At 33.6% G+C, this 12,585-nt stretch carries 11 protein-coding genes; 10 read left to right on the top strand and 1 reads right to left on the bottom strand.

The genetic code is table 11. The annotated features are described in order from the left end of the window. The first annotated feature begins 47 nt into the window (after positions 1–47). Both GBH57_RS01045 and GBH57_RS01040 read left to right on the top strand, forming a co-directional pair. Positions 48–2,501, top strand: a complete 2,454-nt coding sequence (locus tag GBH57_RS01045; protein ID WP_151672198.1) for a DUF5916 domain-containing protein — start codon at positions 48–50, stop codon at positions 2,499–2,501. An 84-nt stretch (positions 2,502–2,585) separates the two neighbouring features. Further along, positions 2,586–3,410 carry a universal stress protein gene (locus tag GBH57_RS01040; protein WP_151672197.1) on the top strand — a complete coding sequence of 275 codons (825 nt, stop codon included), beginning with the start codon at positions 2,586–2,588 and terminating at the stop codon, positions 3,408–3,410. 41 nt (positions 3,411–3,451) lie between these two features. On the opposite strand, the gene GBH57_RS01035 is transcribed toward GBH57_RS01040, so the two are convergent. Beyond that, entirely contained in the window at positions 3,452–4,153 is a 702-nt protein-coding gene (locus GBH57_RS01035; RefSeq protein ID WP_151672196.1) for a Crp/Fnr family transcriptional regulator, read from the bottom strand. A 139-nt stretch (positions 4,154–4,292) separates the two neighbouring features. On the opposite strand from GBH57_RS01035, the gene GBH57_RS01030 reads away from it, so the two are divergent. The 8 genes from GBH57_RS01030 to ccoG all read left to right on the top strand — a co-directional run bounded on the left by GBH57_RS01030 (position 4,293) and on the right by ccoG (position 12,563). Then, positions 4,293–6,704, top strand: a complete 2,412-nt coding sequence (locus GBH57_RS01030; protein WP_151672195.1) for a heavy metal translocating P-type ATPase — start codon at positions 4,293–4,295, stop codon at positions 6,702–6,704. Positions 6,705–6,860: 156 nt separating this feature from the next. Continuing rightward, on the top strand, positions 6,861–7,064 hold the full coding sequence (gene ccoS, locus GBH57_RS01025) for a cbb3-type cytochrome oxidase assembly protein CcoS (protein WP_151672194.1): 204 nt from the start codon (positions 6,861–6,863) through the stop codon (positions 7,062–7,064). A gap of 11 nt (positions 7,065–7,075) precedes the next feature. After that, positions 7,076–9,280 carry a cytochrome-c oxidase, cbb3-type subunit I gene (ccoN, locus tag GBH57_RS01020; RefSeq protein ID WP_151672193.1) on the top strand — a complete coding sequence of 735 codons (2,205 nt, stop codon included), beginning with the start codon at positions 7,076–7,078 and terminating at the stop codon, positions 9,278–9,280. 4 nt (positions 9,281–9,284) lie between these two features. Further along, entirely contained in the window at positions 9,285–9,479 is a 195-nt protein-coding gene (locus GBH57_RS01015) for a CcoQ/FixQ family Cbb3-type cytochrome c oxidase assembly chaperone (protein ID WP_151672192.1), read from the top strand. Next, the gene (locus GBH57_RS01010; RefSeq protein WP_151672191.1) at positions 9,479–10,459 is read left to right on the top strand and encodes a cbb3-type cytochrome c oxidase N-terminal domain-containing protein; all 981 of its coding nucleotides are present in this window, start codon (positions 9,479–9,481) and stop codon (positions 10,457–10,459) included. Before GBH57_RS01015 ends, GBH57_RS01010 begins: the two co-directional genes overlap by 1 nt. A 5-nt stretch (positions 10,460–10,464) precedes the next feature. Next, positions 10,465–10,764: a cupin domain-containing protein gene (locus tag GBH57_RS01005; protein ID WP_151672190.1), complete on the top strand. Its 300-nt coding sequence runs from the start codon at positions 10,465–10,467 to the stop codon at positions 10,762–10,764. A gap of 6 nt (positions 10,765–10,770) precedes the next feature. Beyond that, positions 10,771–11,142, top strand: coding sequence for a group III truncated hemoglobin (locus GBH57_RS01000; protein ID WP_151672189.1), 372 nt, complete (start codon positions 10,771–10,773; stop codon positions 11,140–11,142). After that, positions 11,142–12,563, top strand: a complete 1,422-nt coding sequence (gene ccoG / locus GBH57_RS00995; RefSeq protein WP_151672188.1) for a cytochrome c oxidase accessory protein CcoG — start codon at positions 11,142–11,144, stop codon at positions 12,561–12,563. The genes GBH57_RS01000 and ccoG overlap by 1 nt, the downstream gene beginning before the upstream one ends. The last annotated feature ends 22 nt before the right edge of the window (positions 12,564–12,585 follow it).

Here is a 12,585-nt window from a genome sequence, read left to right as displayed (position 1 = left end):
CAAATAGAATTTTAGTGTCTATAATGTAACAACCAACCACTAAACCAATGAAATTCAATTTTTTATTAGCGCTTGCCATGCTGTTTTCTTTGAGCAGCCTGGGTCAAGAAAAAAAATCGCTTATCATTTCTAGAACTGATAATGCGCCTAAAATAGATGGTGTTTTAGATGACGTTGCGTGGAAGAATGTAGATGAAGCAAAGGGATTTACACAGTTTAGACCCAATGTAGGAGTTGAGGATACGGAGGCAAATAAAACAATTGTTAAAATGACGTATGATGATGCTGCACTTTATATATCTGCTTTTCTATATGATGACCCATTAAAAATTGATAAACAGCTTTCGTCAAGAGATAATTTTGGGAATGCTGATTTTTTTGGAATTGTAATTAACCCCAATAATGATGCTCAAAATGATACTGAGTTTTTTGTTTTTGCATCCGGTACACAAGCCGATGCCATTGCAAATCCTAGTGTAGGTGAAGATTTTGGTTGGAATGCTGTTTGGGATAGTGCTGTTAAAATTAATGATAATGGTTGGTCACTTGAAATGAAAATACCATATCGTTGCTTACGATTTGACAATAATAATTTAGAAACTTGGGGAATCCAGTTTCATAGGAGATTTAGACGTGATGAATCGCAGTATACTTGGAATCCATTAGACCCTACTATTGGGAATATTGGTTTATATCACGGGGAGTTAAATGGACTTAAAGATCTTGAACCTCCAGTGAGGCTATCTTTTTATCCTTTTGTTTCGACCGTTCAAAATATATATGATGGAGATCACGAATCTAATTTTAATGCAGGATTAGATATAAAATATGGAATCACCGAAAACTTTACACTAGATGCCACACTAATACCAGATTTTAGCCAAGCTGGTTTTGATGATGTGTCGCTAAACTTGGGTCCGTTTGAGCAAACCTTCAGTGAGCAACGACAGTTTTTTACTGAAGGGGTGGATCTTTTTAATAAAGGAAATCTGTTTTTTTCAAGACGTGTAGGTAGTTCGCCAACAAGAGATCCAGATTTAAATGAAAATGAAGAGGTGATTGAATATCCTGAAACAGTGAAAGTGTTAAATGCAATTAAAGTTTCAGGAAGAACAAAAAAAGGACTCGGTTTGGGTATTTTTAACTCATTTACGGAACGTGCTAGAGCGACTATAGAAGATGCCATAACTGGCGAAATTAGACAAGTAGATGTGGAACCATTTGCAAACTATAACATTTTAGTTGCAGACCAACAATTTAATGGCAACTCATCTGTAGGAATTATTAATACGAACGTTATGCGTGAAGGGAGCTTTAGAGACGCAAATGTTACAGGTTTGATATCAAGTATCACTAACAAGCGTAATACCTATAATGTTCGCGCTGAGGTGAAAATGAGTAACCTCAATCTAGAAACAGGAACCCAAACTGGATATAGTTCATTTTTATACATAAGAAAAATACACGGTAAATACCGTTATAGTTTTGATCATAGTTATGCTGATAAGGATTATGATATTAATGATTTAGGATTGTTGTTTAGAAACAATTATAACAACTTTGGTGTTGATGGTAGCTATAGAATTTTTGAACCTGAAGGAATTTTCAATAGTTACTATATAGGAGCATACGTTAATTATACACGATTGGCTGATCCAAGTACGTTTACTGGATTTGGATTTGGCGGAAATTTTAACGGAACAACAACTAAGTTAAATTCATTTGGGATTAGTCTAAATCTTCAACCGGGAAAGCAATACGATTATTTCGAACCCCGAAAACAGGGAAGCTATTTTATTACTCAAGATGGTGTAAATACAAATTTATGGTTTGAGTCAAATGCTAATAAAAAACTAGCGATAAACTTGTATAGTGGGGTAGAAACCTTTTTAGACGAAGGACGTGATTATGTGAATTACTGGATAGGTTTTGGACCAAGGTACCGTATAAGTGACAAGTTTTTAATTTCTTATTTTATTGATAGAGAGTATTATAGTGGCGATAGAGGTTTTGTTACAAAAACGGATGATGATGTAATTTTTGGCGACCGAAAGCGTATTGAAGTTGAGCAGTCAATAAGTGCAAATTATAACTTTAATCCATACAATACTTTAGCATTGTCATTGCGAAATTATTGGGGAGTTGTAAAGTATGATCAACAATTGTTTTCACTAAATGATGACGGTACAGTTTCTTCAACTTCAGGATATACTACAGAGAGTATCGAAAATAATCCAGATATTAATTTCTCTACATGGAATTTAGATTTGAGTTATTCTTGGCAATTTGCGCCAGGTAGTTTTCTAACGGCTCTTTATAGAAACCAATTGTTTAATCAAGATAACGAGGCAAGAGACTCGTACACTCAAAGTATTGGAACTTTGTTTGATCAGCCCATAAATCATACTTTATCTATTAAACTGCAATACTTTTTAGACTATAACCAAATCCCAGCTTTGTTTAGAGGTAAAAAAGGAAGTAGGAGTAGTGTTATAAATTAAACAGTTTATTAAAGATGATTTTTATCATTTTTAGGAGTGTATGAAGAAAGTACCTTTGGCGTATAACCTTCTAATATATTAAAGATGAAAACAATTATCGTACCCGTAGATTTCTCAGAATATTCAGAAAATGCACTTAAAGTAGCTGCGCAAATAGCTAAAAAACAAAATGCAGAACTTGTTGCTGTGCATATGATGGGTTTAAGTGAAGCAAACCTTACCAAAGAAAGTGATACAATGGAAGGTGTGTTTTTTGTGAAGCTAACACAGAAAAGATTTGAAGAACTTTTAGATAAAGATTATTTAGAGGGTTTAACTATACATACCACAGTAAAAAATTATAAAATTTTTAGTGAACTTGATGATGTGGCTCAGGAATATGAAGCAGATTTAATAGTAATGGGTTCTCACGGTAGTAGTGGTTTTCAAGAAGTATTTGTAGGATCAAATACTGAGAAAGTTGTTCGTAGCTCAAAAGTACCTGTATTAGTTATTAAAGGTGGAGACACATTTACACCAACTAAAGCAGTGTTTGCTTGCGATTACAAAACGGAAAGTATTGTTTCTTTCAAAAAGGCAATGTCATTTTTCGAATCTTTAAATATTGAAGTGAAAAATGTATTCATCAATCAACCTGGAGAGCAATACTTAAGCACAAAGGAAATCGATCAGCGTATTGTAGACTTCATTGTACAACTTACAGGGTATAAATTACTTCCTGAAGATGTAGCAATTTATTCAGATTACAATGTTGAGAGAGGAATCTTTAACTATGCTAAAAAAGTAAAAGCCGATATTATTGGAATCCCTACACACGGTAGAAGAGGATTAGCGCATTTTTTCACTGGAAGTATAGGAGAGGATGTAGTAAACCACTCAAAATTACCAGTACTTACAGTTAAAATTTAAGATTACGCTTACGGAAAATAAGCTATTATTTAACTCATAAATTAAAGGCCCTCTATCAATCGATAGAGGGCTTTTTCGTCTACTATTTTAATACGTTTTCCATCTGTTACAATCCATCCTTCTTTTTTGAAAGTAGCAAGTGTTCTAATGCAAGCTTCTTTAGCAGTACCAACAATATTAGCAATGTCTTCTCTAGTTAAGATGAGTTTTAGGTAACCATCATCGTCTAATCCAAAATTATTCTCAAGATATCTTAAGGTTTCAGCAATACGTTGTTTTACGGTTTTCTGCGCCATGTTTACCACAAGCTCATCAGCAAACTTTAAATCTTCAGCCATTTGCACTAATACTGCTTTAGTGAATGATATATTACTATTTAAACTATCATATAGATGTTGTTTAGGAATAAAACAAACTTCCATATCATTTAAAGCTACAGCACTGAGGTTTGTCTTCTCTTCAGTAATAACTGAGCGATGTCCCATCACTTCCCCTTTAGTGGCAATTTTTAATATTTGGTCTTTTCCGTTATCACTTAGTTTAGACAATTTTGAAACACCTGATCGAATACAAAAAACACCGTTTAGTTTTTCACCTTCTTTAAAAATAGCTTCTCCTTTTTTTATAAACATGCTAGTTTTGCTATCGGAAATTCGCTTTAATTCTTCTTTGCTAAGTTCCTTAAGTGTGTTCAATTGTCTTACTACACAATTTTCACATCGACTTTCATTGAAATCGTTCATTTTATTATTTTTAGTATCTACAAAGGAACTAACATTATTAAATTAGTTATGTGACATATATCACTTTATGAGTGCTTTTAGTTAGCAATCTTTGCAGTAGGTATAATGAGCGTTGAGCGCTTGAGCAAATTAATATTTTATGTCAGCTTGTTTCCATTGTGGTGATGAGTGCAGAACAACTGTAATCTCACACCAAGACAAAACTTTTTGTTGTCATGGTTGTAAAACTGTTTTCGATATTCTAAACGATAACGATCTATCGTACTATTACGATTTAGAGCGTACTCCAGGAACAACTCCATTGGAACAAGAAGGGAAATTTGACTTTCTTGAAAATGAACAAATCGTTGCTAAGTTGCTTGAATTTGATGAGCAAGATACTCAAGTTGTTTCGCTGCTAATTCCATCAATTCATTGCAGTTCGTGCATTTGGGTATTAGAAAACTTAAATAAGCTTAATCCAGCTGTAAAAACTGCACAAGTTAACTTTCCGAAGAAAACTGTACGAATCACATATTCTTCTGAAATATTATCACTTCAAGATTTGGTAATTTTATTATCAAGAATAGGCTACGAACCATATATTTCATTAGACGATGCTTCCGAAAAAAAATCAAATATTGATAGGAGTTTAATTTACAAATTAGGACTTGCAGGTTTTGCCTTTGGAAATATTATGTTTCTTTCCTTTCCGGAATATTTCGAAGTCAATGAATTTTGGTTAGAAAAATTTAAACATGTTTTTAGATGGTTAATGTTCTGCTTTGCACTTCCTGTTGCTTTTTATTCGGGGCGTGATTATTTTATTTCAGCGTATAAAGGACTTCGATCTAATATTTTAAATATCGATGTACCAATTGCAATTGGTATTTCGGTATTATTTATAAGGTCTACTGTAGAAATTATTATGGATTGGGGATCTGGCTTTTTTGATAGTATGGCGGGGCTAGTATTCTTCCTATTGTTAGGGAAATTTTTTCAACAGAAAACCTATGCATTTTTATCATTTGAGCGCGACTATAAATCATATTTCCCTATAGCGGTAACTCGTCTTGTTAAAAACGAAACCAATGATTCTTCAATTAAAAAAGAAGAGCAAACACAGGTATACGAATTAAAAAAAGGAGATCGTATTTTAATACGAAATAGCGAGTTGTTACCAGTAGATGCTATATTAATAAAAGGGAATGCTTTAATAGATTATAGTTTTGTTACAGGAGAAGCTGAACCTGTAAATAAAGTTTCTGGTGACCAACTTTTTGCTGGAGGTAGACAGCAAGCTGGAGTAATTGAAGTGGAGGTTTTAAAGCCAGTTGAGCAGAGTTATTTAACCCAATTATGGTCTAATGTTATTTTTAGCAAAAACAAACAAAGTGCTTTTGAGAATATTACTGATAGTATAAGTAGGCGATTTACTGTGAGTTTATTAGTCATCGCTATTTTAGCAACAATTGTGTGGATGTTTATTGACATATCAATAGCATTAAATGTTTTTACTGCAGTGCTAATAGTTGCTTGTCCTTGTGCTATTGCACTGGCGGCACCTTTTACTTTAGGGAACTTACTTCGCATTTTTGGAAGACATAAGTTGTATTTAAAAAATAGTTCAGTTATTGAGCAATTAGCTCATATTGATACTGTAGTTTTTGATAAAACAGGAACACTAACTACAAGTGTTAAAAACACTATTACATATGAGGGTGTGGCATTAAATGATGAAGAAAAAGCATTGCTAACTAGTACTTTAAGGGCTTCAAATCACCCTCTAAGTAGATCATTGTATGCAATACTTGATAAAAATAATATTCAAACTCTAGACAACTTTAAAGAGGAAGTAGGGCAAGGAATTACTGGAGTAATAAATAATCGCAAGATTAAGGTAGGTTCTTTTGGCTTTGTAGATGCTTCTCATAAAAAAACACAAGAAGATGCGCATCAACGTACTGCGGTGCATATTAGCACAGACAATATTTACAAGGGATGTTATGTGTTTTATAATGAGTATCGCGAAGGTGTAAAAGAAGTTTTCGATACCTTGAAAAAGACTACAGGTATTGTTATTCTCTCTGGAGATAATGATGGTGAGAAAGAACATTTGTCTACGTTACTTCCTAAAAACACTACAATACTTTTCAATCAAAAACCTGAAGATAAATTAGATTACATAAAAACACTTCAAGATAATGGTAAGAATGTTTTAATGATTGGTGATGGACTTAATGATGCTGGAGCACTTGCACAAAGTAATGTGGGAATATCAATTTCAGAAAATGTGAATGTTTTTTCACCTGCTTGCGATGGAATTTTAGATGCTTCAAAGTTTAAAGAAATTACACAGTTTTTAAATTTATCTCGCAAAGGTATTAAAGTGATCAAGTACGCATTCATTTTCTCTCTTTTCTATAATTTAATAGGTTTAGGTTTTGCAATTACAGGAAACTTAGCTCCAGTAGTGGCTGCGATTCTAATGCCTTTAAGTTCAATAAGTATCGTGGTGTTCACAACAATTGGGACCCATATTTTAGGAAGAAGATTTAATGAATCTAAATAACAGGCTATAATTGATTTAAATAGCTAGTTTTCAGCTTTTTGTGAATTTTAAATAACATTTATTTAACAGAAATCAATGAGTCAAAACCTAAAGATGATAAATGTCATCTTTTAAAAGTGCCATCGATGGTAGTTTTGTAATATAATTCAGGTAGGTATGAGTATTATTTATATGCTTTTGGCAATTAGTGTAGTTGTTGCACTCGGCTTTTTTGCGGCATTTGTTATGTCAGTAAAAAGCGGACAGTATGACGACACCTATACGCCATCTGTGCGCATGCTTTTTGACGACGAACTTGTTAAGGAAAGTAAGACCTCGATAACTACATCAAAAGAGGAATCAATCAAAACCAAAGAATAACTTAAGTAATTATGGAAGTACAAAAGTTTTACTACGATAACAAAATCGTAAGCAAATTCATCATCGCCACTATGTTTTGGGGTGTTGTTGGTATGAGTGTAGGTTTATTATTAGCCTTTATGTTTTTATTTCCTAACCTTACAGATGGTATATCCTGGTTAAGTTTTGGTCGTTTAAGACCATTACATACCAATGCGGTAATTTTTGCCTTTGTAGGGAATGCTATTTTTGCAGGGGTTTATTATTCAACACAACGACTGCTTAAAGCAAGAATGTGGAAAGATTGGATGAGTAATCTAAACTTTTGGGGATGGCAAGCTATCATTGTAGGAGCTGCAATAACACTTCCATTGGGTTATACAACAACAAAAGAATATGCCGAATTAGAATGGCCTTTTGATATTGCTATTGCACTTATTTGGGTTGTTTTTGGAGCTAACTTGATTGGAACAATTTTAAAAAGGAGACAACGTCACTTATATGTTGCAATTTGGTTTTACCTAGCAACATTTGTTACAGTAGCTGTATTGCATATTGTAAATAGTATGGAGCTGCCTATTAGCGCTTTAAAAAGCTACTCTATGTATGCGGGAGTGCAGGATGCACTTGTACAATGGTGGTACGGGCATAATGCAGTAGCGTTTTTCCTTACAACTCCATTCTTAGGATTAATGTATTACTTTGTACCTAAAGCAGCAAATAGACCTGTATATTCATACAGACTTTCTATAGTTCACTTCTGGTCATTGATATTTATATATATATGGGCAGGACCTCACCACTTATTATATTCAGCATTACCAGATTGGGCACAAAACTTAGGTGTTGCTTTCTCTGTAATGTTAATCGCTCCGTCTTGGGGTGGAATGATTAATGGTTTATTAACATTGCGTGGAGCTTGGGATAAAGTACGTACAGATCCTGTTTTAAAGTTTATGGTTGTTGCGATTACAGGTTATGGTATGGCAACTTTTGAAGGACCAATGCTGTCACTTAAAAATGTAAATGCAATTGCTCACTTTAGTGATTGGATTATTGCACACGTTCACGTAGGAGCATTAGCTTGGAATGGATTTTTAACTTTTGGTATGGTGTACTGGATGGTTCCAAAATTGTTTAAAACAAAATTATGGTCTACATCACTTGCAAATGTTCACTTTTGGATAGGTACTTTAGGTATTATTCTATATGCATTACCAATGTATGTTGCAGGATTTGTTCAAGCATCAATGTGGAAGCAATTTAATCCAGATGGTACGTTAACTTACGGTAACTTTTTAGAGACAGTAAGTGAGATTATGCCAATGTACTGGATGAGAGCTATTGGTGGATCAATGTTTATTACTGGTGCTTTAATAGGTATTTATAACCTTATAATGACTGCTCGTTCTGGAGTTAGTGTAACTGATGAACTTGCAGAAGCAGCACCACTTGCTAAAGTAACTAAAAAACGTACAAGCTCTGAAGGATATCACACTTGGTTAGAAAGACGCCCTGTTAAACTTACCATATTTGCAACTATAGCAATATTAATTGGTGGTATGGTTCAAATTATACCATCACTAATTGTAGATGATTATGTGCCTGTAATATCTAGTGTAAAACCTTACACACCATTAGAATTAGAAGGACGTGATTTATATATTAGAGAAGGTTGTGTTTCCTGTCACTCTCAAATGGTAAGGCCATTTAGAAGTGAGGTAGAACGATATGGTGAATACTCTAAAGCAGGAGAATTTGTATATGACCATCCATTTTTATGGGGTAGTAAACGTACGGGTCCAGATTTACATCGTGTGGGTGGTAAGTACAGTAATAACTGGCATTTGAATCACTTCTATGATCCACAGAGTACTTCTTCAGGTTCTATTATGCCATCTTACAAATGGTTTATTCAAAATGAATTAGATAAGAGCGCAACAATAGATAAGCTAAATGCAATGGTAACTTTAGGAGTACCATATACCGAAGAGGATATTGCAAATGCTTTACAATCTATGGATGAGCAAGGAACTAAAATTGAGAAAGACCTTTATTCAGATCCTGATTTTGCTAAAACTTATGAAGCTGATAAAAAATATGCACAAGAAAATGGTGTGGAATTTGTTGAAATGAGAAATCGTGAAGTAGTAGCTATTATATCATATCTACAAAGATTAGGAACAGATATTAAAATCAAAAACAAAGAAGAGACTCCAACAAACTTAAACGAATAACACTATGTTGAAATTTATAAAAGGAAACTTAGAAAATATAGATGGTGTTGAAATTTATCCAATGATTTCATTGTTGATATTCTTCATCTTTTTTACAGCTCTTTTTGCTTGGGTATTCACAGCAAAAAAAGCACATATAATTGAAGTAAGCAACATCCCTCTTGAAGACGATAATACAATCCTAAACGAGACAGAATAATGAAAACAACAGCATCATATTTAAGAATAATAGGATTATTTGTAATAATTACGGCCCTAATGGAATGGGTTTATGAAACAGGTGCCGAGTGGGCAATGTTTACAGAACCATATTTCTGGGGAATTGTAGGAATACTAATGTTATTTGCCATTTCTTTTGAAGTTTGTTTAGAAGCGTTAAAAACAATACTTTTTAAAACGTTAACCGAAGAACAACAAGCTACGTATGTCGCTAATGAATTGAAAGAAAAAGAAGGTCAGTTCAAGTGGATTAAAGAAAAATACAAAGCATCACTAGGTAGTAAATCTATTGAAGAAGAACACGAAATTGTTCTAGATCACAACTACGATGGTATTAAAGAATTAGATAACAACCTTCCGCCTTGGTGGGTATATATGTTCTATGCAACAATCATATTTGCAGTAGTTTACTTAGTGCGTTTTGAGGTGTTTAAAGAGTATAATCAAGCCGATGAGTATGAACTTGCTGTAACAGAGGCTAAAGCTGAAATAGCTGAGTGGAAAAAAACTGCTAAAAATTTAGTAGATGTTAATACAGTAGAATTACTTACAGAAGCATCAGATTTAAAAACGGGACAAGCAATTTTTCAAAGTAACTGTGTAGCTTGTCACAAAGCAGATGGTGGTGGAGGTATTGGACCAAACCTAACAGATAACCATTGGATATTAGGAGGAGGTATTAAAAACGTATTTAATACTATATCTGAAGGTGGACGTGATGGTAAAGGTATGGTTTCTTGGAAATCTGACCTTAAACCATTAGAGATGGCTCAAGTTGCAAGTTACGTGTTAAGTTTTCAAGGAACAACGCCAGCTGATCCTAAAGATCCAGAAGGAGATATTTGGGTAGATCCTAATGCGCCTAAAGCTGAAGGTACTCAAGTAGATAAAGTACAAGACTCTATTTCAGTAGAAACAAATGTTAAAGCTTTAAAAGATCATTTAACAGCAAGTAATTAGTGCTTATGAATCTCTTTGATATTGAAAAGGCGTCGCTAGAATCTAACAAACCAATAGTAGAGAATATCTATACTAATGAAGGTACTAAATTGATTGCTATTGCCATGAAAAAAGGGGTGGAATTGCCAGATCATAAAGCACCATCTAGAGCAAAATTAATGCTGATAAAAGGAGAAATAGATTTTAATACTTTAACTAAAAGTTATCGTCTTGCAGTGCCAGACAGCCTAGAGATTCCTCTAGACGAAATGCACTCAGTACGAGCTTTTGAAGATGCACTTTTTCTTCTAATACTATCTAAATAATAAGAAATGAAAGACATCACTAGTAGAGCAGATATTGAATTATTAGTGAATTCTTTCTATTTTAAAGTAAAGAAGGACCCTACTATTGGATACATATTTAATGATGTAGCTAAAGTTAATTGGGATGATCATTTACCTAAAATGTATTCCTTTTGGGAATCTATATTATTCAATGTAGCTTCATTTAAAGGAAACCCTATGTCAGCACATATAGTACTTAGTAAAAAAACTACTATAGCGTCGGAACATTTTGATAAGTGGTTATTATTATGGGAACAGACAATAGATGCCCACTTCAAAGGAGAAAGAGCATCTAATGCTAAACAGCGAGGTAAAAATATAGCAGGAGTTATGTTATATAAAATTCAGAATAACTAATGGCAGAACAAGATCAAGATAATTTTAGAGATTCAATAGGGACGCTTAACAAGGATGGAAAACGTGCTTGGGTTTTCCCTAAAAAACCTGATGGTAAATGGTACGAATATAGAAAATATGTTAGCTATGTTTTATTAACATTCTTTTTAGCTGCACCATTCATTAAAATAGGAGGAAACCAGTTTTTAATGTTCAATGTTCTTGAGCGTAGGTTTAATATTTTTGGATTCCCATTTTGGCCTCAGGATTTTCATTTGTTTGTAATAATGATGATTATTGGAGTTGTATTTATCATCCTTTTTACAGTAGCATTTGGACGTTTATTTTGTGGATGGATTTGTCCTCAAACTATCTTCTTAGAAATGGTATTTCGACGTATAGAATACTGGATTGATGGAGATCGAGGTAAGCAAATTCGTTTGCAAAAAATGCCTTGGAATAAGGAGAAAATAAAAAAAAGAGTACTTAAATGGACGATATTTTTCATCATTTCGTTTATAATAGCAAATGTGTTTTTGGCATACTTGATAGGAAGTGATCAGTTACTTAGATACATTTCAGATGGTCCTACTAAACACTTTAGTACTTTAATTTCATTACTAATTTTCACGGGTGTTTTCTATTTTATATTCGCTTGGTTTAGAGAGCAAGTTTGCATAATAGCGTGTCCTTACGGAAGATTACAAGGAGTTTTACTAGATAATAAATCAATCGTAGTTGCTTACGACCACAAACGTGGAGAGAAAGAAGAGGGTCGTGCTAAATTTAAGAAAAACGAAGATAGACCATCTACTGGAAAAGGTGATTGTATCGATTGTTTTGCTTGTGTTCACGTTTGCCCTACAGGAATTGATATTCGTAACGGTACACAACTTGAATGTGTAAACTGTACCGCTTGTATTGATGCTTGCGACCATATGATGGAAGCAGTAAATCTACCTAAAGGCTTAATACGCTATGCAAGTGAAGACAATATTGAGAAGAAAGAAAAATTCAAATTCACACCTCGATTAAAGGGTTATACAGCTGTTTTAGGGATATTAATTGCAGTTTTGATAGGAATGCTATTTTTACGTAACGACGTTGAAGCACGAATACTCAGATTACCTGGTCAACTTTATGAGCACAAAGGAGATAATATAATTAGTAATGTATACACCTTTAAACTAGTAAATAAAACGGTTGACGATATCGAAAATATACATTTTGAACTGTTATCTCATAAAGGAACAATTAAGTTAGTTTCTCATGATGATTTTACTATAGCAGGTCAAGGTTTAGCCGAAGGAACACTATTTGTTGAAGTTGATGCAAGAGCTTTAAGTGGCGATAAAGATCGTTTAGAAATTGGAATATACAGTGGAGATGACCTAATAGAAACAACTACAGCGGCATTTTTGGGCCCACGTAGTTACAAATAGACCAATAAAATGAAAGCTTCTT

Origin of the sequence: Patiriisocius marinus (assembly GCF_008974325.1) — a bacterium.
GTDB lineage: Bacteria > Bacteroidota > Bacteroidia > Flavobacteriales > Flavobacteriaceae > Patiriisocius > Patiriisocius marinus.
This window is presented reverse-complemented; position numbering and strand designations above follow the sequence as displayed.